We start from the raw sequence: 22,637 nt of genomic DNA on the forward strand, positions 1-22,637 counted from the left end.
GAAAATGCTCAATTGCATTGCTGATAATGAAAGTATAATGCTCAATGATGTTTTATGAAGGCTAAACCATACAGCAGCCAGGAGGGGGTCATTTTTTTATGGGCAATGATTCCATATACTGTCATTATTAATGGGATGGTCTTTGGAAAATGTTTTGCCAGGGATATTCTTGCCTTCACAAAGATCAGCACATTGGGTATTTTATATTTTGCAATTGTTTATAGCGTTTTCGGACTGGTTGCATTTCTCGTCAGGAAGCGCTACCCGGAAGATGGAAATTTTTTCAGAAGGATCGGAACCATGCTTCCAATTTTTTACCTCCTCAACATCTGCGTAATGCAGGGCTTGTATGCGATGAACGAATGGCTGCAGCCGGCGGGTTGTGAACCCGACCGCACCATGGAATGGTGGGTGGCTCTTTTTGGATGTTTTGCCAGTACCATACTCACATTTGTGAACGAAGCAGCTGCTGGTTGGGATAAATGGAAAACCTCGGTAATCGAAACTGAACAATTGAAAAACGCCTATCAGAAAACAAAATTGCTTGGCCTGAAAGGACAGGTTAAACCGCATTTTTTATTTAACTGCTTCAACAGTCTATCCAGCCTGATCAACGAAGATGTGTATGTGGCTGAACATTTCCTTAACGAAATGACCAGGGTTCACTGGTATATGCTGAGAAGCGATGATGACCAGCTAACGGAACTGAAAGAAGAACTTAAGTTTGCAAACTCTTACCTCTATCTTATCCGGGAAAGATTTGGAAATGCCGTAGATGCACATATTGACATTGACGCAAATGATGGTGAACTGTTATTGCCACCATTAACGCTCCAGGTAATACTTGAAAACATCATTTATAATAATACAACCAGCAGAACCGCCCCATTATCCATTAATGTCAGCTGTGCACATGGCGAGTTGCTGATCAGGCACACTATCAACGCCAGGAAACGCAGCGACAAATCAGATGAAGAGGAAGGGCTTGACAATCTTATAAAAAAATATCTCTTGTTAAACAATAGCGTGATTACCATCAGGGAGTCGGGAACTGAAAGGAATATTCATTTGCCGTTAATAGCAAAACAGGGTTGACTACATGAAAATGGAAAAGCAGTTATCACTCAGACTAATAGGTTTTCTTATTGCCATGCCGCTTATAGCCTGGTTGACAAACTACATTCTTTATGACGAACGAATTTACCGCCAGTGGACAGTATGGTTGTTTTCATTTCCTTTGATCTGTGTTTTAGGATATATCGGCTGGGTGGTGCAAATGTGGTGCCTGGCGAAGGTTCAGCACAGGTTTCCATCTCTTAAACAAACAACAACCCGCGTAATGATTGTGACGGCAGTGACCTGCCTGATCGTATTTCTTTTTTTTCTTATAATCTTTGGTACCTATCATTTTCTCAACATTCTGGATTACCAATACTCAAAGGACGATGCAAGGCTTGCATTAATTCTTGGCATCTCCGTGAATCTCATGTTTATAACCTTGACCGAAGTATTTTATTCTATTGAAAAGTATAAGGAAAACCTGGCAGAAAAAGAATTGCTTGAACACATGAATGTGATGCAGGAATTTGAAAATCTGAAGAGCCAGGTGAATCCCCATTTTTTGTTCAATTGTTTTAATACGCTGTCATCGCTCATGTTTGAAAACAAAGCAGAAGCGGAGGTTTTCCTAAATGAATTAAGCCAGGTCTATCGTTACCTGCTGCGGACAAACGTTGGGGGCGTGGCGACCCTGGCTAACGAAATAAAATTTATCACCAGTTACTACAAACTATTAAAAACCAGGCATGGTGATGCGCTCCACATGAAATTGGAGATAGACAAAAAATATTATAATTATCTGCTGCCTTCATTCAGTCTTCAGTTGCTGGTTGAAAATGCGGTGAAACATAATATAGCCAGCCGCCAGCATCCCCTTAAGCTTGAGATTTTTACAACTTCTGCTGATCAGCTGGTGGTGAATAACAACCTGCAACCGAAAATCAAAAAAGAAAGATCAGCAAGTATCGGGTTAAAAAATATCAGGCATAAGTATAAGTTGATGCAGCAAACCGGCTTCCAGGTTGTTGAAGGTGAAAGGAATTTTATGGTCGTGTTGCCGTTGGTCTGGGACAATTCTATGGCAAACCGCGACATACCGGTATCATGATTGTCGTGCAACAAAAGCAAAAAGAAGTATTTCAATAAAAGCAAATGGAAAAAATATGAAAATATTAATTGTAGAAGACGAAGAACTGGCCGTAAAGAAATTGTTGAAAACACTTTCGGAAGTTGATGAATCCTGCACTGTCGTGGGTATCAGCGATAGCATTGAATCGACCGTGCAATGGCTGGAGCAAAACCCGGAGCCCGACCTGATTTTGATGGACATTGAACTTGCTGACGGCGAAAGTTTTGAAATTTTTAAAATGGTCGAATTAAAAACGCCGGTAATATTTACCACCTCATATGATGAATATGTGCTAAAGGCATTCAAGGTTAACAGTGTAGATTACCTGCTTAAGCCTGTGCAAAAAGAAGAGCTTTCAGCGGCTTTGACGAAATTCCGTGCGGTGAAAAAGAACTATGCCGGAGACGCCGGCCTTCAGGCAAACTCACAGGTCGAGAATCTCATCAGGGAACTACAGCAAAAACTACAATTAAAAGAATACCGGAAAAGATTCCTGGTAAAACTGGCTCAGAAATTAATGAGTATTGATGTTGAAGATATTTCTTATTTCTATAGTGACGGAAGGCTAAACTTCTTCAGAACTAAGGATAGTAAAAAATTTGTAGTGGATTATACTATGGACGAGCTCGAAGAAATGTTGGATCCGGACAGGTTCTTCCGGATCAGTAGGTCTTTTTTTGTAAGCATCGACAGTGTAGATAAAATAGATGATTACTTTGGCCACCGGTTAATTCTGACGTTGAGACCAGGCCATGAAAAGGAAGTGACCGTTAGCCGGGAGAAAGTAACGTTATTCAAAAAATGGATGGGAAAATAGCGCTGACATAACATAATACACAGTTAATGTGATCGCCAAAAGTTTTCTGAGCTAAAGCCTTACATTTGAGACCTTAATAATTCCTGTTAAGTAAACCACTTCATTGCTTATGAAAAAACTTGCCCTGTCAGCATTGCTTATAGTACAATGTCTATTGAGCCGCGCGCAAACAGACACACTTGAAACCAGCCTTTCAAAAAACAGGGTGAGGCTCCCGAATGGATGGCACCTGTCACCGGCCGGCCGCTCATTTCCGTTAGGCGATCTTCCTTTAAACATTGCAGTTTCGACCTCAAAAAAGTTTATAGCTGTCACCAATAACGGCCAGAGTATACAAAGTATCCAGCTTATAGATCCAAAAAAGGAAACCATTCTGCACACCGTGATCATCCCTAAATCCTGGTACGGTTTGAAGTTTAGTTCAGATGAACAATTTCTCTATGCATCCGGGGGAAATGATAACCGGATTCTCAAATACGCTATCATCAACAACAAGCTTCAGCTCAAAGACAGCCTGGTGCTTGGAAGACCGTGGCCGGTGAAGATATCTCCGGCAGGGCTGGACATCGATGATGCTGCAAAGATCATGTATGTTGTGACCAAAGAGGACAATTCGTTATATGTCATAAACCTCGCGGATAAACAGGTCATCCAAAAGATTGATCTTGGCAGGCAAAACTATAGTTGCCTGTTATCTCCTGACAAGAAGGAATTATATATCTCATCCTGGGGTGGCGATAAAGTGTTGATATATGATACCAGGCAAAAAAAACTGGTTGGCGATGTAGCGGTGGGCGATAATCCCAATGAGTTATTGTTAAACAAGAAAGGCAGCATTCTATATGTCGCCAATGCAAATGACAATAGCGTTTCAGTTATAGACATCCGGAAACGTAAGGTGCTGGAGGTGTTGAATGCTGCCTTATATCCAAACTCCCCGGCAGGATCTACTTCGAACGGGCTGGCACTTTCAGCCAATGAAAGCAAATTATATGTTGCCAATGCTGATAATAACAGTCTTGCGGTGTTTGATGTTTCGGTTCCGGGACGTACAAAATCGAAAGGCTTTATACCTGTCGGCTGGTATCCCACCAACATAAAGGTGATCGGATCAAAAGTTTTTGTTTCCAATGGTAAAGGGTTCTCTTCTTTTCCTAACCCTGATGGCCCCAACCCATCTGCCCCAAGGCAGAATGTTGTCCGTCATCTGGGAGACACTTCCGGTATGGTAACAGCAGGATATATAGGAGGGCTTATGAAAGGTACAATGTCCATCATTGATGAACCAACAGATGCAGCACTTGCGACTTATTCAAAGGCTGTCTATACCAATAGCCCGTTTTCCAAAGAGAGGGAAATAAACAGTGCCGGTGAGCCCGGAAATCCCATACCCATGAAAGTGGGGGATAAGTCTCCTATCAGATATGTATTTTATATTATTAAAGAAAACAGGACCTATGACCAGGTGCTGGGAGATCTGCCGCAGGGCAACGGTGACACCAGCATTGTATTATTTGGCGAAAGGATAACGCCGAACCAGCATAAACTTGTAAAAGAGTTTGTATTGCTTGACAACTTCTACGCTGATGGAGAGGTGAGTGCTGACGGACATAACTGGAGCACTTCAGCGCATGCCACAGACTACCTGGAAAAAAACTGGGTAACCAGCTATGGTGGTCGCGGCGGAACATATCCTGGTGAGGGCCAGTCAGAAACTGCTAATCCCAAAAAAGGTTTTATCTGGGATTACGCGAAACGCGCAGGAGTCTCATACCGTACTTATGGCGAATTCGCCGATGGAGGCAAGGCAAACATTCCTGCACTTGTAGGGCATTTTTGTACTTACTTCCCCGGGTATGATCTGAAGATCCGGGACACGCTCAGGTTTAATGCCTGGAAACGAGACTTTGATTCGTTGCTTACACTTAATGCAGTGCCCCAATTGAATACAATCCGGTTCAGCAATGATCATACAGAAGGGCTCCGGCTAAACAGCACAACTCCGTTCGCTCATGTCGCCGATAACGACCTGGCTGTGGGGTTGTTTATTGAACATTTGTCAAGCAGCCCGATCTGGAAAGAAAGCGCAGTATTTATAGTAGAAGATGATGCCCAGAACGGGCCTGATCATGTCGATGCACATCGCACCACTGCTTATGTTGCAGGTCCGTTTGTGAAACGTGGTTATGTAGATACAACAATGTATTCGACATCCTCAATGTTGCGTACGATCGAACTCATACTTGGCCTTCCCCCCATGAGCCAGTATGATGCCGCTGCAACGCCGATGTTTAAGAGCTTTACAGCAGAGGCAAATTATGCAGCGTTCAAATCGCTCCCATCTAATATAAACCTGAATGATAAAAACACGGCGACCAATGCAACGGCGAAACTGAGTGCTGATATAGACCTGAGTAAAGAAGACAGGGTACCCGATTTGCTTTTCAGCCAGATAATATGGAAAGCAGTTAAAGGAGAAGATAGTGAAATGCCTGCGCCACGACGCAGTGCATTTGTAAATGTTGCCGACGACGACGATGAGGAAGATGAAGAGGAGGATGAGATCCTAACCGGGAAGGCGGCGAAAAAGGAGAAATCATCCGCTGGCAAAAAAAAGAAAACACAGGCTGAAAAACATGACTCCAGGGATAAAAAATAGACAGATAAATCACCCGGCGCGAATCAAAGCGGTTACAATATAAAATCCTTTCATAATTAAGCTTTCTGTCTATACACTGTAATAGTGAATTTCAATATGCGAAAAATCATCCTGACTGTATTCATCCTTTATACCGTTATCACTCCAGGCTTTTCTCAAAACGATACGGCTGCGCTGCTTAATGAGGTGACGGTAACAGCAACCCGGAAACCTCAGCGAAATTTGTTGGTTCCTTACGCAACAGTATCCATCTCCAGATCGTCCCTGCTGAACTATCAATCCCGTACCACACCTGAAGCCCTGATAGGTGCAAACGGTGTGTTTGTACAAAAAACCAATCATGGAGGGGGATCTCCATTTATCAGGGGGCTTACAGGCAACCAGACTTTGATCCTTATAGATGGTATCCGGCTGAACAATTCTACATTTCGTTATGGCCCCAATCAATACCTCAATACCATTGACCCGTTTACAATCAACCGGATAGAGGTAGCTAAAGGAACAGGATCAGTGCAGTATGGTTCAGATGCATTGGGGGGCGTTATACAGGTATTTACATCTGACCCGGAATTTTCAAATGGCAGTCGCGGGTGGTCAGGTAGGGCGGTGGCAAAATACATGACCGGTGATATGGAAAAAACGGTGAGAGGAGAAGCGACCTATAGTTCAAAAAATGTGGTTGCAAGCGCGGGTGCCGGTTATAAAAAATTTGGTGATCTGATTGGCGGCGATACCACCGGAAGGCAGGCTCCATCCGGATACGAAGAGTTTGCTTTCGATGTGAAGACTAAGTTTGCATTTCGGCCGGACATCTCGCTCACACTGGCCCACCAGTTTGTGAGGCAGCATCATGTACCTGTCTATCACAAGTTGAAGCTCGAAAATTTCGCTGTTAATGAATTTGAACCGCAACAAAGGATGCTTACTTATGCTAAACTGAATATCCAGGGAAAACATGCCTGGCTGAGCAATGTTGACATAATAACTTCCTGGCAGCAGCATCTTGAAGGACGAAACAGCCGTAAAAACGGGAGTAACACCTTCCGCTTCGAAAAAGATAAGGTTAATACCCTGGGGTTAACAACAGATCTTACCTCGGTATTTTCAAAAGTCTGGTCAGCTAATTCAGGTATAGAATTATACTATGACAAGGTAAACAGTGTTACAGAAGACCTGAACATGCAAACCGGTTCGGCTGTAAAAAAACGGGGGCTTTATCCCGATGCATCTGAATATGGTAATTACTCTGTTTATTCACTTCATCACCTTGATCTTAATAAATGGTTGATCGAAGGTGGTGTACGTTATAATTTTTTCCGCATCAGCATCAATGACACAACCCTTGGGAAAGTAAGTATAAATCCATCAGCATTTGTATACAATACATCACTTCTCTATAAAATAACCAGCACGCAAAGTGTGTATGCGGGCTTCAATACCGGTTATCGTGCGCCAAACGTAGACGATATGGGAACACTGGGAATTGTAGACTTCAGATACGAAGTCCCGGCCGCGGACCTGGAGCCGGAGCGATCAAAAACGATAGAACTGGGGTATAAACTGCAGACTGGTAAATGGTCCGCCAACGTCACCGGCTATTATATGCACCTGGATAACCTGATTACAAGAGTTAAATCAGGTACAGAGGTTATCAATGGTTATCCGGTTTATAAAAAAGAAAACGTTGAGAAAGCATATATCAAAGGAATTGAAGCCGAATTGTCATACAAATTATTAAAAAGCTGGAATCTTAGTGGCAACGTTTCTTTAACGAAAGGCCAGAGTCTTAGCAAAGGCGAGCCACTTCGGAGGATACCACCGGTCAATGGCCGGTTGTTGACTACTTATCAATACAAACGCTGGTTTGGTTCAGCAGAATTTCTACTGGCGGGAGATCAAGCACGACTTGCACAGGGCGATAGGGACGATAACCGGATTCCGAGGGGAGGCACACCAGGTTGGAATGTATTCAACGTCTATGGTGGATATCAGCTCGGAGCCATTAAGTTCAATGTCGCATTTCTTAATATATTCAATGAAGACTACAGGACCCATGGCTCAGGCATCAATGGAGTAGGGAGAAGCGCAAGTTTTGCTGCAACTCTCTCGCTTTAATTCCTGCCAGATAATAAGATCAACCCCAGGAAACTACGGGTGCATGGTAGTTACGAAAACGGAAAGGCTGGATTTTAGTGATTCGAACCTTTTTCTGAAATGTTGATAGCGCGTTTGCAACTCCTCATGGTCATCTGTTTTGCCGGCAGCATCCTCCGATTTTTTTTGTTTCCTGATCTGGCCCGCAAGTTTCATTTTTAACAGATGCATATCATTTCTCAGTTCATCAATTTCATCGCGGAAGGATTGTAATACTGTCTCGAAGTCCCGGACTTTTTTAGTCAGGTCATCATCTGCATTATTCACGCTGAGTTCCTGCAGGTAATCCTTATATATTCGAATTACATTGATATCGAAATTCATTTCTGCGATCCAGATCCTGTATCCAAGGTGTAAGCTAATCGTCGAAGGCAATACGGTCATTTGACTATTATTTTTCTTAAAATATACAGATTTATGTGACACAACCAGCAACTTTCAATAATAGTTGACAAGTCACGCCGGAGGTGTCGCCTATGACACTTCAGGCTGCAGTCTGGCTGTTACCAAATGCATACCAACCTTGCAGATGATACAAACAGCTAATAATTTTTTTTGTTGATTTGCCGTTCAGGGCTTCAATTCAAGCTGGAAATTTTTTCCCTTTAATACAATTCTGTCGGCGTTACCATACGATTCAGGCTTAATAGTTTTACCATCAACCATCCATTTACTGAATTTATCTTTGGCTTGCGAAAATATGATTGTCCATTCTTCCTGGGTCTGGGTGATCTGAAAATTTATGCCATCCTGTTCACGCTTAAATGTAACCGAAATCCGGTTATTTCCTGCTTCCACATTGTCAATCCTCCCCTCCGTTAACGCCAAAGGGATCAATGGAAATAAATTGATTTCCTTTTTAATAGCCATTGGCCTGATGCCGAAAAACTGTTTAATGATCGGTTCTCCAAAGGCATAGAGATTCCAGGCCTGTGTCATCATCCCAAAATCGGGCGATACCTCATAGATAGAACCAGGCAAAGCATAACTAAAACTCCGAAGCATTTTCTGCATTAAGGCATAAGCTTCGTCCGGCCTTCCATAGTTATTTTCTGACACTATCTGTACTCCTGTAGGAAGCGTCATCACTGCGCCCGTATAAGTAAACGCCCGTTTATTGGCAAGTGCAGCAAAAGATCCTGTATCACTTCCGGCTGACTCATCGCGGTCAATACCAGTAACGAACATACCAAAAGGACTTGTAAATTTCTTAGCTGTTTCCAACGCGATAATTGCCTTTGCGGTATCAGCAATGCCCATCTCCATGGGAGTATTGACCACCCAATTGTGATGCATTACAAAACCTTTCCTGGTATTTGAAGGATAGGAGGCCACCGTTTGTCTTGTAGCTTTTAATTCGGCTACAGCCCAGGGTTTTTGAAGTGTGTCTGCCCGCACAATAGCGTCATCGGCAAGCTGGAGCGCCTGGGCTTTTGTGCCGATAAAGTCAGCATATGAACCAAAATCCTCAACCCAGAAATCCTTATTTATTTTTTCCCTGACCGCATCGGCTGTTGCCTGGTACTCTATTGACAGCGGGGTTTTTCCAAGAATCCTGGCCATTTGTGCAGCATCGGCAAAAGCTCTCTGGGTATAAGCTGCAACATCAACCATTTCGGAGTTCATTCCATGTATCTCCATCATTCCGAAACCGTCCGGAAAAAGGTTTCGGTTTTTGTCATTTTCCGTCATGAGCCATTTAAGTCCTTTTTGAATTGCCGGGAAATGTTTGGAAAGAAAGGCCAGGTCACCCGTCCAGCAAAATACTTCCCACACCAGCGAAGCGAATTGCGCAGTCTCATTTACATTGCCTTCGTTATACACTGCGCCGTTGGTTGATACTTCATGAACGATCCGGCCGTTTCCATTCGTTTTCTCCGAGATCCGGTGGATGAGATCTATTGAACTATATACAAGATCCTTTCTGCCTGTTGCGATCAGGCCTTTCAGGGTGTAAGCCAGGTCTCCTCCAAACCACCACGGATAATCCGGCAGTCCTGCACTGACACTTCTGCCGATTCCCGGCACATCTATGATGAGCCAATCGTTGTTATACTTGATCCAACGAAAAGCTTTTTCCAGGTTTTTATCACTGAGTGTAATTTTTGATTTACTATCAAGAGCCAGCACCCGCGTCTTTTTGTCAAGGAGTAATTTAGCTGGTTGCCTCGCAATTTCTTTCATGAGGCTGATGGCTTTTGACTTGCTTTGCATCGAAGCCGCAAAAGTTACCGGGAAAACAAAACTTTCACCTGCCGCAATGCGAAAAGAATAGGTTGTAGCTGTATAAGAGACATTAGGTTTCGCCGGATCGGGGTTTGTTGAAACCTGGGGTATGCCTTTAACCGGGGAGCTATAAGCCAAAAACCATTTGTTAAGTCCGTCTTTTGTTATCCATGAGTTGGTCTGGTCATCATATGTTGACTGATCCTTTCCGTCTTTCATACCAGTCCTTTCCCCGAGCCATACCGGCCGGAGGTTAGTGATCGCTTTAAACTGAAAGTTCAGATCAATTTGTCGTCGGGAATTGTTTTTAAAAATATATTCAACATAAAATCCAGACTTTCCATCCGGAACAAATTGGTATCGTTCTATAGATATCTCATCCGAAATCTTATTGTACAAGTGTTTGTTTCCAAACGGATAGTTGATAAATGAATCTGCCAACAAGGGCAGCGGCTGGCTGGAACCAACAAGGGTGACTTCAAACCCATCCAATAATTTTACCGGATGGCTCCACACTCCACCCATTTCACCGGTAACGTGCCAGCCGATGGGAGGAAATGAACCATCCTGGTATCCGACTATATAAAGCCTGTCACCGGCAGTATTGAATGGACTTTGAAGATATTGCCTGTTTCCTCCTATCTGTTCCGTGTTCCTGAACACAGGCGCAATAGACCCTGCATTGCTTTGCTGGGCGGTTACTCCGGTAAACGTTGATAAAAAATACAGTATAAAAAATAAGTTGACAGTCAGAGCACTCAGGTGTTTGTACATATTCCAGGCATTGAATCGTTACAGGCAGTTAAAATTACTGATTCTCAGAGGTATGTGGATGATTCGTTTTTATGAACAGAACTGGACAAACTCTGTTCACTTCCGTACAGTTCAGGATAATATGCAATTAGAATGAAATTGATAACCAGCTCATTACCGATTTGGCCTATACGTTGAGGCTTAACTGAAAAGTTATAGCATGTTGTTCAACTATCTCACCATTGCCTGGCGCACCATTTCGAAAAACAAAATATATTCCGGGATAAACATTGTTGGGCTTGCAATCGGGATGGCCGGGTTTATTTTGATAGGAACCTGGATCTGGAATGAGAAAAGCTTTGACCAGTTTCATGAAAATAAAAATTCATTATATAAAGTATGGAACCGTACCACGGGGCCTGAAAATGTGCAGGCCTGGGATGTGACAGCGGGTGCTTTAGGTAAAGCGCTTAAAAATGATTTTGCCGAAATTAAAAATACCTCACGGATTTATTGGAGCATAGATCGCCTGTTTAGTTATGGCGATAAAAGTTTAAAGGCAAAGGGAAATGATGTGGATAAGCCTTTTCTTCAGATGTTCAGTTTCCCCCTGGTAAAGGGTGATCGGAATCATGCGCTTGACGATGTAAATAATATCGTGATCACTGAAGGCCTTGCAGCCCGGCTGTTTGGTAAAGAGGAACCAATGAACAAGATGATCCTGATCGATAATAAAGATCCCTATAAAGTCAGTGGCGTTCTCAAAACGCTGCCTTCAAATACAAATTTTGACTTTGAGTACCTGGTTTCCCTGGAAAAGGGAGAAAATTATTATGCTAATAGCTGGGATAATGCTTATTATACTTTCGTCCAATTACATTCAAATACCGCTGGTGACGCCTTCAATAACAAAATCAGAAACGCACTGATGCGATATTCACCCGCATCGGAAACGGAAATTTTTCTACATCCAATAACCAAATGGCATCTTTATTCAAGATTTGAAAACGGGAAAATTGCAGGTGGAAGAATTGAGATAATCTATTTATTGCTTGTAATCGGGTTGCTGATCCTTGGAATCGCCTGCATCAATTTTATGAATCTAAGCACCGCTCAAAGTCAAGACCGGGCGAAAGAAGTAGGTGTACGAAAAGTAATCGGCGCCGGTAAAGGATCCCTGGTGAGCCAGTTCCTGACCGAGTCTATTTTGATTTCCATAGTAGCCTGTGTTTTGGCCATACTTATGGTTGAACTAACTCTCCCCGCATTCAATAAACTTTCAGATCGAAATCTCACTATCGCCTATGGACAACCGATGTTCTGGCTGGCGCTCCTTGGTTTTGTGATATTAACGGGTCTTCTCGCCGGAAGCTATCCTGCTTTTTTTCTTTCGGCGTTCAGGCCCATCAGGGTTTTGAAAGGTGAGCTGACAAATGTTCAACTACGCTTCACACCCAGAAAGATCCTGGTTGTTGTTCAGTTTGCAATTGCCATTATTCTTATTGTCTCTACCACTATCATTCATAGCCAGATAAAATTTGTTCAACAACGCAATACAGGTTATAATGTTAATAATCTTGCTGAAGTGGAGATAGAAGGCGATATCAACAAGAACTACCAGGTCATCAAATCAGAATTACTAAATCAGGGAGTAATTACTTCCATGTGTAAAACAAGCCTCGGGGTAACCGTGGACGGGGCGTCATCCTCTGGATTCAAATGGACAGGTATGGATCCTGCACTGGAATGGATCAATTTTTCGCGGTTTGGCACAACAGGTCATTTTATCAACACCTTAGGTCTGAAATTATTGCAAGGGAGGGACATTAACCAGGAAGTTTATCCCGGTGACAGTCTTTCAATGCTGTTGAATGCCACAGCCATCAAAGAGATGGGGCTTAAAGATCCGGTCGGAAAAAAAATTGAATGGTCTGGCAACAAATATACAGTGGTAGGGGTGTTTGATGATTTTATTATCGGCTCGCCCTATAGCCGCGTTAATCCGATGGTAGTACTGGGAACAAATTACTGGACATACAACGTGGTGATGCGTTTCAATGCAAAAAATGATATGTCAGCAAATCTGAGAGCAGCGGAATTAGTTTTCAGGAAATTCAATCCTGCTTACCCATTTATGTACCGTTTCGTGGACCAGGAATACGCGAAAAAATTTAATGATCAGCAACAGACGGGGGCTTTGTCTGCGTTATTTGCAGGGCTGACCATATTCATTTCCTGTATGGGACTTTTTGGACTTGCCATGCATACAGCAGGTAATCGTAAGAAAGAGATAGGCATCCGGAAAGTGCTTGGAGCAAGTGTTCCTGGGATTACTAATATGCTTGCCAGCGAATTTGTCCGCCTTGTGTTTATAGCAATAACTATTGCTATCCCAGTCAGCTGGTACATTATGAATAGATGGTTGCAGGACTTTGAGTATCGTGTCTCGATCAGCTGGCTGACATTCGTTTTTGTCGCCCTGGCGGCCATCATTATTGCGATTATAACCATCAGCTTCCAGGCAGTAAAAGCAGCTATTGCCAACCCCGTCACGAGCCTTCGTACAGAGTGATGTTCGGGAACGATTGCGTAAATAAACCGTTCCAAAAACATCTCCGGTAAAAAAAATAATTCTAGCATTGTTGCGGGTTGCAGCCATGGTATAAACCCGGCTGCATCAGATTTCATCGTGCCATCATTGAAGGGTACTTATGTGGAATTGCCTTATCTCTAACGATCAACTGCTGCTAAGATTATGAAAAAAGTATTCCTGTCTGCACTCCTTGTTGCCTTCCAATTTTTAGTAACACACGCCCAGACGTCGACCATTACGGGCCAGGTTATTACCGATAGTTCCGGTTCTCCGCTTGCCGGCGTGTCCGTAGTAGTTGCGGGCTCAAACCAGGGTACGACAACCGGGGAAGATGGCAAGTTTACAATTCCGGTTAGTGCTACAACCGGTGTTAAGCTCAACTTCTCTCTTGTTGGTTATCGTTCCCAGACATTAACGGTTAAGCCCGGTGATTCCGTGACAGTCGTACTCCAGGCTGCCCAGAATAACCTTGACGAAGTTGTAGTGATTGGTTATTCAGCCGTAAAAAGACGGGATCTGACTGGTTCCGTTTCTTCGGTCAATGCGAAACAGCTCCGCGATGTCCCTTTATCATCTGCCGCCGAGGCGCTGACCGGAAGACTTGCAGGTGTGCAGGTGTCTACAGCCGAAGGCGCGCCGGGAGCTGAAGTGGTAATCAGGGTGCGTGGCGGAGGTTCAATAACCCAGGATAACTCACCGATCTATGTAGTCGATGGAATACAGGTTGAAAATGCCCTGCAGGTGATTTCCCCGCAGGATATCGCTTCTATAGACGTGCTGAAAGATGCTTCTACCACCGCAATATATGGAGCAAGGGGTGCCAATGGTGTTGTGATCATCACCACCAAATCGGGAAGATCAGGCAGGACGGTTGTCAGTTATAACGGCGGGTTTGGATTTCGTCAGATCTTCAAAAAAATGGATGTACTTAATCCTTATGATTTTGTAGTGGCTCAATGGGAGAGAAGTCGATTGTCAGGTACCACCGAGATTGAAAACTTCAATAAGACCTATGGCTCCACCTGGGACACGCTGAATGTTTATAAAGATATTGAAGAGGTTAACTGGCAGGAAGTTATGTTTGGACGAAAGGCCTTCTATGCGAATAACAATATTTCTGTTAGTGGTGGTAATGAGAAAACAACCTTCAATCTCAGTCTGACTGCTAACAATGAAGATGGCATTCTGCTGGAATCAGGGTTTAACCGCAAACTTGTAAATTTTAAGATCGACCATCGTTTATCAGACAAGTTCAGGATAGGATTTTCTACCCGGTATATTGACCAGGTGATCAAAGGAGCGGGCACCACAGAAAGTGGTACAAGAACTACAAACAGGCTCCGCCATAGTATTCAATACAGACCCTTCGAAATACCAACGGTACCAAGTCTGGATGAATTTGACGAAGACGCATACATAAACTCAGCGGGACTTACCAACCCGGTTCTGTTGAATGAAGCGGAATATAAAAGAGGATACATGAAGGGTTTAAACCTGGCCGGCTATATAGATTATACAATCATCAAAAATCTGAAGTTCCGTAGCACATTCGGCGTGGACAATACTAACAGCCGGCAAAACTCATTCTCCGGTGTAATAACTAGCGTGGCAAGGAATAACGCCTCGTTGCCCGTTGTTGTTATCAGGAACCAGGAGTTAAGGACAATCAATAATTCAAATACGCTTCAATACAGCCGGCAGGACGTCGATGATAAACATGATTTCGATATCCTGGTGGGACAGGAAATTTATGACCTCGAGGCAAAAAGCTATACTACTGAAGTAAGATATTTTCCTGCTGCCATCGCACCTGAAAACGCTTTCGGTCGCCTTTCTGCGGGTAATCCACCCGCAGGTTCCGGCTTCCAGCAACCAAATCCGATCTCGGATATAGCTCCGCCCGCCCGTATATTTTCCTTGTTTGGCCGTGTGAATTATGCTTTCAAAAAAAAGATACTGGCTACACTTAGTGTCAGATCTGACCGGTCAACCAAATTCAGTTATGAAAACGGTTCGCTGGTGTTTCCTTCAGGTACCATAGCCTGGAGTTTTGGCCAGGAAAAGTTTATGCAGTCGCTCGGTTTTATAAACGAAGCAAAGATCAGGGTAGGCTATGGGGCTGCGGGAAACAACCGGATTGCTGATCTGCTTTATCTACAGCTTTATAATATCTCAGGACAATATGCATTGAATCATGCCATCCTTACGGCAAACGCGCCACAGTCGCTTGCAAATCCTTCCCTGAGATGGGAAAAAAATCTTTCCAAAAATATCGGGCTTGACCTTTCCTTCCTGCAAAACAGGATTCAGCTTACAGTGGACGCGTATAAAAACGAAGGCAACGATTTGTTGCTGTCAGTTAACATCCCTCCAACCTCAGGTTATATAACGCAGATACAGAATGTCGGCTCCACATCCAATACGGGCCTCGAATTTCAATTATCAGCAACCCCGGTACAAAACAGGCGATTTACCTGGACCTCAAATTTCAACTTATCATTCAATAAAAATAAAGTAGAAAGTCTCGGCCCGATTACACAGACTACCCGGAGCGCCGGATGGCAGGGATCGGATGGAGCCGATGATTACCTGGTGAAAGTGGGAGAGCCCATCGGTTTGATGTATGGTTTTGTAACAGATGGAATGTATAAGATCGATGATTTTAATTACAACGCAACAACAGGTGTTTATACACTGAAAGCGGGTGTTCCCGACGCTTCAACAATTTCGGGCACTATCAGGCCCGGCGCATTGAAAATAAAAGATCTTAATGGCGATGGAAGGATTACGACAGACAATGACCGGCAGGTTGTTGGTCGCGCAAATCCTAAATTCATTGGTGGATGGAACAACCAGTTTACTTACAGGAACTTTGACATGAGCATCTTTGTGAACTGGGTGTATGGCAATGATATCTATAATGCAAACAAGATAGAATGGTCGGATGCAAGCTTCCCGAACCTGAACGTGCTGGGTCATATGCGCGAACGCTGGAAAAATATCAACGGGCAGGGACAAGTGGTTACTGATCCGAAAGAGCTTGCAGCAATAAATGAAAATGCCACAATATGGTCACCGGTCAACAGCAATCGTTTTTTCCTGCATTCATGGGCGGTTGAAGACGGATCATTTTTCCGGATCAATAATGTAACCTTAGGATACACGCTGCCTTCTGCAATGATGAAACGGGCAAAGATCTCAAATCTGCGTCTGTATGCAACTGTTAATAACCTGGCTACATTTACCAATTATACCGGCTATGATCCCGAAGTAAATACACGGCGTTCCGACCCTTTGACACAGGGTGTTGACTTCGCCGGATATCCGAGAACAAGAACCTACGTGTTTGGAATCAATCTTAGCCTTTAACCTTTCAAGAAGAAATCATGAAAATCGCACTATACAAAAACATTACACCAGTAATCATTTTCGTACTGATCATTTCAACAGGATGTAAGAAATACCTGACAGTTGAGCCAGTATCCCAGATAGGTATTGCTGAAGCTTTTTCAAGCGTCAGTAATGCATATAACACGGTGCTCGGAGCTTATGATGATCTGCAGGGCGATAATGGATATGGCATAAGGATCAATCTTTATTATCCATTCGACTCTGACGAAGGCATGGTAACAGGTGCTATAGATAATGGCCGTCGGGGCATCGGTCGGTACCAGTTGTTGTTGTCCAATTCAGAATTACGCAATCCTTTTATTCAATTGAACCGCGGCCTTGAAAAAGCAAACTTGTGTATTGAGCAAATTCCCAGGATGGACCTTTATACGAACGGGACCGAGTCAGAAAAAAAAGAGTTGAGGCGACTGCATGGCGAGGTACTTACTTTGAGGGCTCAATATCTTTTTGAGCTGATCCGCAATTGGGGTGATGTGCCGGCCTCGTTTGTACCTGCTTATACTTTGTCTGAACTTTTTATCCCTGCATCTAACCGGGACTCTACCTACGACAGGCTTATAGCCGACCTCGCTGTAGCAAAAGACCTTGTACCCTGGAGAACAGAGGTTCCGAGGAATGAAAGGATAACAAAAGGAGCAGTTAAGGCTTTACGTGCAAAGCTTGCTTTGTTCAGAGGTGGTTACTCTTTGAGAACCGAAAGCAAGGTGATGGAACGCAGAGCGGATTTTCTGAAATACTATACCATTGCACGTGATGAATGTGCTGAAATTATGGCAAGAAGAGATCAGCATACATTGAATCCTTTCTTTGAAAACATATGGAGAAATGTTGCATCATTTACTTACGATCCTTTTGGAGAGATCATCTTTGAGGTTGGTGCAGGTGGCGGTAATTCAAATTCTGACAGCCGGATGGGCCAGTACAGTGGCACCAGTGTAAACGCCTCGTCCAGGTACGGTGGTGGTGGGGGCGGTATCCAGATGTTGCCGATCCTGTTTTATGCCTATGACTCTGTTGATACCAGGCGCGACGTTAGTGTGCCGGTATACCAGATTAATGCAAACAATACCAAATCACACCGGGCGCTCACTGCAATCACGGATGGAAAATACAGGCGCGACTGGCGCGTTCCTGCTTTGCCGGGGCCGGCTTTAAACCTGAGCTTTAACTGGTCACTGATCCGCATGGCCGATGTGCTGCTTATGTTTGCGGAGGCAGTGAACGAAATAAACAATGGCCCGAATGCACAGGCAATTGCAGCTTTTGAAGAAGTGAGAAAGAGGGCCTTCCGCGGTAATGAAAGCAGGATGGGCGTTACACCTACTGATAAAACCGGTTTTTTCAATGCGGTTGTGAATGAGCGTTACCTGGAGTTTGCCGGCGAAGGAATCCGGAAGTATGATTTGATCAGGTGGAACCTACTGGCAGCAAAGGTTGCCCCACAAACAGGTGAGATCAGGGTGAAACTTCGCCAGCTTCGCGATGCTGTTGGACCTTATTCAAACGTACCACTGTATATCTACTGGAAAAACAACGGGGAGGAGATCGAACGCCTCAACTCGTATTACCAGCCGAGCGGCACAGCAACCATTACGGGTTATACCCGTACCAACTGGAGGCAGGACCTGGTAAGAACCGATAATACATTGAATGTGGGAACAGCCAACGTTCATTATATTGACGGCATTGCCTATTTCTTTACGCCAAACAAAAGTGAATTGTTTCCGTATGATCAGCAAACTCTTGATTCGTACCGGGGGCAGCTAAAGCAAAATCCCAATTACTAGATTTGTTATCCGGGATCACTCAGCATAACTTGAAGAATGAAACTACTGTATATATTTTTGCTGGTAATTCCTATCCTGGATCCGGAACCTGAGAAGGTTCGTGTGTGGCTCATCGGCGACTCAACCTGTGCCAACAAAGAAGTCAGGGCATACCCGGAAACGGGTTGGGGTATGCCGTTTACCTATTTTTTTGACTCAACTGTACAGGTCAGGAATATGGCGGTAAATGGCCGTAGCACGAAAACGTTCATTGAAGAAAATCGCTGGCAGCACGTGCTTGACAGCCTGCGCCAGGGTGATTATGTTTTTATCCAGTTCGGACACAATGACGAGGTAAAAGAAAAAGTGGGCCGGTACACAACTCCTGAAGAGTTTGGTGCAAATCTTTTGCGATATGTGAATGAAACCCGCAGCAAAAACGGTATACCTGTGTTATTAACTCCCGTTGCACGCCGCACCTTTGATTCTGCCAGTTCGCGGTTAAAAGAGTCGCATCCGGTTTATTCGGATGTCGTCAGGAAGGTTGCGGCGGACCGCAAGGTTCCGCTGATTGACCTTGATTCATTAAGCATGAAGCTTTTACAGCAGTGGGGTCCTGAACAATCAAAATTGTTATTCCTCCACCTGGCAGCGGGCGAACATCCTAACTATCCCGAAGGGAAAATTGACAATACACATTTTAACGAGCTCGGTGCACGGATGATGGCACAGTTGGTGCTTGCAGAAGTAAGAAAACAGCATATCGGGTTGGCAGAAAGGATCATCCGGAAGTAATTGTTTAGTTAGGCCCGGCCTGTCAACGAAATCTCTTGCGATACATTCAAAATCGCTCAATGAACAAAATTAAATGAATAACAAACTGTCGATTTTAGTGTGGCCATCGCTGTTAGCCGGTATTATATTTTTTTCCAATGATCATCAACCGGGACAAGGTGTACCAGGCGAACCAGCCATTGCTTTTCCAGGAGCGGAAGGGTATGGCAAATTCACTTCAGGTGGACGGGGAGGAAAAACGTTTATAGTTTCCAACCTGGAAGATGGTGGTCCGGGAAGCCTCCGCGATGCCTTGAAAGGCAAGGAGAAAAAAATCATTGTATTTGCAACCTCCGGTACCATCCACCTGCGATCCAGGCTTTCCATAAACGCTAATACTACGATTGCGGGTCAGTCCGCGCCGGGCGATGGAATCTGCCTGGCAGACTATCCGGTAGTTCTTGGTGGGGACAATATTATGGTCAGATACATGAGGTTCCGGATGGGGGATAAAAATCAAAGGGGTGGTATGGTCGATGGCAACGGAAGTGATGATGCCTTCGGTGGCGTAAGGAGAAAAAATATCATCATAGATCATTGCACTATGAGCTGGAGTACAGATGAAGTTTTCTCTGTTTACCAGGGTGACAGTACCACGTTGCAGTGGAATATGATTTCCGAGCCTCTTAACTATTCCTATCACTTTGAAACGGGAGATAAAGACTATGAGCATCATGGCTACGGTGGGATCTGGGGTGGAAGACATCTTTCCGGACATCATAATTTATTTGCCCATTGTACCAGCAGAACGCCGAGGTTTGATGGAAACAGGAACCAGTCCGGAGAATTTGTTGACTTCCGGAACAACGTGATTTATAACTGGTCAACCAATAATGTTTATGCCGGTGAAGGCGGTAGTTATAACATCATCAACAATTATTATAAGCCGGGTCCTTCAACAAAACCTTCAGTAAAAACAAGGATTGCAAATCCTTTTAAGAATGATTTATTGCCATACGGTAAGTACTTTATATTGGGGAATCATGTTGAAGGAGCTCCATTGATAAGCAGCAATAACTGGCTTGGAGTTACCATGGATAAAGGTACCCAGGCCGATACTGCACTTTCGAAATTAACTGAGCCCCTACATGCAGAGCCGGTCAGCACGCATGACGCGACCGATGCGTATGAACTCGTGCTGAAGACCGTTGGAGCGTCATTGCCAAAAAGAGACACACTCGACCAAAGAGTTATTAATGATGTGGTGAATGGCACCGGAAAAATAATTGATGTACAGGGAGGATATGAACATGGGACTGCCTATGAACGAACCGTCAATGCATGGCCAACACTTAACGCTGCTGTTGCACCGCCTGATACCGATAGTGATGGCATGCCTGACGCGTGGGAAAAAGACAACGGTCTTGATTCAAAAAATGCGGATGATGCAAATAAAATTTCTATACACCGCTATTATACCAATATAGAGATGTATCTCAATGGTCTTTGCCAGGCGTCGTTTAATATTACTGATACTTATATCAGGGAAAGCAAGACCCGGCCATATATAAAAATAGCCAACCCGGTTCTTAGTACCGGGATCCTTACGAAGCATAATATTGTATACAGTGTACCAGGCAACCGTAATCTTGTTGCGGATGTTTATTATCCTGCTAAAAAATCAGCTAAACCGAGACCCGCAGTCGTTATGATATTCGGGGGAGGGTGGAAGTCCGGTGACAAATCTCACAACATACCAATCGCCCGATACCTGGCTTCGAAGGGATACGTTGTGATGAGCATTGAATACAGGCTTTCCGGAGAAGCGAAATACCCGGCTGCTGTTCATGATATAAAGGCTGCGGTAAGGTGGCTACGGGCAAAAGCCGGATTGTATCAGCTTGATAAAATGAAGATAGCTACCCTTGGAATGTCTGCCGGCGGACAACTGGCGGCTCTCACAGGAACCACGAACGGCATTGCAAAATTTGAAGGGAAAGGGGGCCACCCGGAACAATCAAGCAATGTCCAGGCGATAGTGAATATTGATGGGTTGCTTGCATTTCATCACCCGGAATCAGGTGAGGGTAAATCAGCATCTGAATTCCTGGGTGGCAGCTACGAAGAAAATCCGGCCAACTGGGAAGAAGCTTCAGCACTGAATCATACCGACAAAAACACTCCACCGATTCTGTTTATCAACAGTTCCATCCCCAGATTTCATGCTGGCCGTGATGACATGATCATGAAACTGGATCAGTTTAAGATTTATCACGAGACATATACCATGCCTGATTCACCTCATCCTTTCTGGTTCTTTCATCCATGGTTCGATCCGACAGTCAATCATATTACCAAATTCCTCGACAAAGTATTTAAAAGGAACACCTAATTGATCACTATTTCACTTCCTGTTCCCAGCCGGTTTCTTTCAGTGCAGGATCATTTTCTTTTTTCAGGAAATCTGCATTTGACAAAGACTGTGCTTCCCACTCAATTATTGCGTTATCAGGAACAACTGATACCGGAGTCTTCCACGAGGTAGATGTTTCGTTGTATGCAAGGTTCGACTGCGAACAATAACAGGAAATAATGGACCAGCGAGGATGTTCGGAAAGGTTTGCTTCCGACCGGTGCAGTAAGTTGCTATGAAAAAACAATGCATCCCCCGGCTCCAGTTCAGTATAAATCAATTCCATTGTTTGAAGTGCGTTGTTAACCATCACCATATCGGCACCCACCTGTTCCCCTGCGAACCCATGGTTTACACGACCCAGTTTATGAGATCCTTTTATTACCTGTAAGCAGCCATTTTCTTTATTAGCATGTGTCAAGGCTACCATCACACTAACCAGCTGATCCGGGAACATGAACTGATTTTTGTACCAGTATCCATAATCCTGGTGCCATTCCCAGGCGCCGCCAACTCTTGGTTCCTTCTGCATTAACTTGGAATGAAAATGACAAACCGGCGCATCGCTGTCAAGAAGCCGGGCAACCGAATTAATCACTTTTTCACTTCTTGTCAGATATCCGAAAACATCGTTTCCAGGAGTGAACCATAATGAAAGCCTCGTTTTTTTTCCTGACTGGTCGTTAAGATCCAAAGCATTATTCCGCATCGCATTATCTTCGATCGCAGTGGTATAGAGTTTGTCAATTTCCTGTTTGCTGCAGAAGTTCTTCACAATGAGATATCCGTCCTTAAAGAAGGTTTTCACCTGTTCGGCAGAGAGGTTAAATGATGGCATCGTTGGAATGTTTTATATTCACTAAATATGCTAAGCTAAAGAAGT

The 22,637-nt window shown here is 44.0% G+C and carries 13 protein-coding genes; 10 read left to right on the top strand and 3 right to left on the bottom strand.

The window, feature by feature from the left end:
• Window positions 1-54: 54 nt before the first annotated feature.
• The 5 genes from ACX0G7_RS00045 to ACX0G7_RS00065 all read left to right on the top strand — a co-directional run bounded on the left by ACX0G7_RS00045 (window position 55) and on the right by ACX0G7_RS00065 (window position 7,779).
• Window positions 55-1,095: a sensor histidine kinase gene (locus ACX0G7_RS00045; protein WP_458921345.1), complete on the top strand. Its 1,041-nt coding sequence runs from the start codon at window positions 55-57 to the stop codon at window positions 1,093-1,095.
• A 4-nt stretch (window positions 1,096-1,099) separates the two neighbouring features.
• Window positions 1,100-2,167, top strand: coding sequence for a sensor histidine kinase (locus ACX0G7_RS00050; protein ID WP_458921346.1), 1,068 nt, complete (start codon window positions 1,100-1,102; stop codon window positions 2,165-2,167).
• 55 nt (window positions 2,168-2,222) lie between these two features.
• Complete coding sequence (locus ACX0G7_RS00055; protein ID WP_458921347.1) at window positions 2,223-3,005, top strand: LytR/AlgR family response regulator transcription factor; 783 nt, start codon at window positions 2,223-2,225, stop codon at window positions 3,003-3,005.
• 109 nt (window positions 3,006-3,114) lie between these two features.
• A complete protein-coding gene (locus ACX0G7_RS00060; RefSeq protein WP_458921348.1) occupies window positions 3,115-5,664 on the top strand; it encodes a beta-propeller fold lactonase family protein in 2,550 nt (849 codons plus the stop codon).
• Window positions 5,665-5,760: 96 nt separating this feature from the next.
• Window positions 5,761-7,779 (top strand): TonB-dependent receptor plug domain-containing protein, encoded by a 2,019-nt coding sequence (locus ACX0G7_RS00065; RefSeq protein WP_458921349.1) that lies wholly within the window; start codon window positions 5,761-5,763, stop codon window positions 7,777-7,779.
• A gap of 33 nt (window positions 7,780-7,812) precedes the next feature.
• Here the strand turns inward: ACX0G7_RS00065 and ACX0G7_RS00070 are convergent, their stop codons facing one another.
• Entirely contained in the window at window positions 7,813-8,202 is a 390-nt protein-coding gene (locus ACX0G7_RS00070) for a hypothetical protein (RefSeq protein ID WP_458921350.1), read from the bottom strand.
• Between the two features lie 186 nt (window positions 8,203-8,388).
• A complete protein-coding gene (locus ACX0G7_RS00075; RefSeq protein ID WP_458921351.1) occupies window positions 8,389-10,818 on the bottom strand; it encodes an alpha-L-rhamnosidase-related protein in 2,430 nt (809 codons plus the stop codon).
• A gap of 199 nt (window positions 10,819-11,017) precedes the next feature.
• On the opposite strand from ACX0G7_RS00075, the gene ACX0G7_RS00080 reads away from it, so the two are divergent.
• From ACX0G7_RS00080 to ACX0G7_RS00100, 5 genes are all read left to right on the top strand, one after another.
• On the top strand, window positions 11,018-13,369 hold the full coding sequence (locus ACX0G7_RS00080) for an ABC transporter permease (RefSeq protein WP_458921352.1): 2,352 nt from the start codon (window positions 11,018-11,020) through the stop codon (window positions 13,367-13,369).
• Window positions 13,370-13,552: 183 nt separating this feature from the next.
• Window positions 13,553-16,759, top strand: a complete 3,207-nt coding sequence (locus ACX0G7_RS00085; protein WP_458921353.1) for a SusC/RagA family TonB-linked outer membrane protein — start codon at window positions 13,553-13,555, stop codon at window positions 16,757-16,759.
• Between the two features lie 17 nt (window positions 16,760-16,776).
• The gene (locus tag ACX0G7_RS00090; protein ID WP_458921354.1) at window positions 16,777-18,588 is read left to right on the top strand and encodes a RagB/SusD family nutrient uptake outer membrane protein; all 1,812 of its coding nucleotides are present in this window, start codon (window positions 16,777-16,779) and stop codon (window positions 18,586-18,588) included.
• A 36-nt stretch (window positions 18,589-18,624) separates the two neighbouring features.
• Window positions 18,625-19,362, top strand: a complete 738-nt coding sequence (locus tag ACX0G7_RS00095) for a rhamnogalacturonan acetylesterase (RefSeq protein WP_458921355.1) — start codon at window positions 18,625-18,627, stop codon at window positions 19,360-19,362.
• 73 nt (window positions 19,363-19,435) lie between these two features.
• The gene (locus tag ACX0G7_RS00100; RefSeq protein ID WP_458921356.1) at window positions 19,436-21,733 is read left to right on the top strand and encodes an alpha/beta hydrolase fold domain-containing protein; all 2,298 of its coding nucleotides are present in this window, start codon (window positions 19,436-19,438) and stop codon (window positions 21,731-21,733) included.
• Window positions 21,734-21,740: 7 nt separating this feature from the next.
• Here the strand turns inward: ACX0G7_RS00100 and ACX0G7_RS00105 are convergent, their stop codons facing one another.
• On the bottom strand, window positions 21,741-22,592 hold the full coding sequence (locus ACX0G7_RS00105; protein WP_458921357.1) for a phytanoyl-CoA dioxygenase family protein: 852 nt from the start codon (window positions 22,590-22,592) through the stop codon (window positions 21,741-21,743).
• Window positions 22,593-22,637 lie beyond the last annotated feature (45 nt).

The sequence above is a fragment of the Flavitalea antarctica genome, from assembly GCF_054461535.1.

Excerpts from the sequence above, each read along its gene's own strand:
- ACX0G7_RS00045 (WP_458921345.1), top strand. The coding sequence starts at position 55 with ATGAAGGCTAAACCATACAGCAGCCAGGAGGGGGTCATTTTTTTATGG.
- ACX0G7_RS00050 (WP_458921346.1), top strand. The coding sequence starts at position 1,100 with ATGAAAATGGAAAAGCAGTTATCACTCAGACTAATAGGTTTTCTTATT.
- ACX0G7_RS00055 (WP_458921347.1), top strand. The coding sequence starts at position 2,223 with ATGAAAATATTAATTGTAGAAGACGAAGAACTGGCCGTAAAGAAATTG.
- ACX0G7_RS00060 (WP_458921348.1), top strand. The coding sequence starts at position 3,115 with ATGAAAAAACTTGCCCTGTCAGCATTGCTTATAGTACAATGTCTATTG.
- ACX0G7_RS00065 (WP_458921349.1), top strand. The coding sequence starts at position 5,761 with ATGCGAAAAATCATCCTGACTGTATTCATCCTTTATACCGTTATCACT.
- ACX0G7_RS00070 (WP_458921350.1), bottom strand. The coding sequence starts at position 8,202 with ATGACCGTATTGCCTTCGACGATTAGCTTACACCTTGGATACAGGATC.
- ACX0G7_RS00075 (WP_458921351.1), bottom strand. The coding sequence starts at position 10,818 with ATGTACAAACACCTGAGTGCTCTGACTGTCAACTTATTTTTTATACTG.
- ACX0G7_RS00080 (WP_458921352.1), top strand. The coding sequence starts at position 11,018 with ATGTTGTTCAACTATCTCACCATTGCCTGGCGCACCATTTCGAAAAAC.
- ACX0G7_RS00085 (WP_458921353.1), top strand. The coding sequence starts at position 13,553 with ATGAAAAAAGTATTCCTGTCTGCACTCCTTGTTGCCTTCCAATTTTTA.
- ACX0G7_RS00090 (WP_458921354.1), top strand. The coding sequence starts at position 16,777 with ATGAAAATCGCACTATACAAAAACATTACACCAGTAATCATTTTCGTA.
- ACX0G7_RS00095 (WP_458921355.1), top strand. The coding sequence starts at position 18,625 with ATGAAACTACTGTATATATTTTTGCTGGTAATTCCTATCCTGGATCCG.
- ACX0G7_RS00100 (WP_458921356.1), top strand. The coding sequence starts at position 19,436 with ATGAATAACAAACTGTCGATTTTAGTGTGGCCATCGCTGTTAGCCGGT.
- ACX0G7_RS00105 (WP_458921357.1), bottom strand. The coding sequence starts at position 22,592 with ATGCCATCATTTAACCTCTCTGCCGAACAGGTGAAAACCTTCTTTAAG.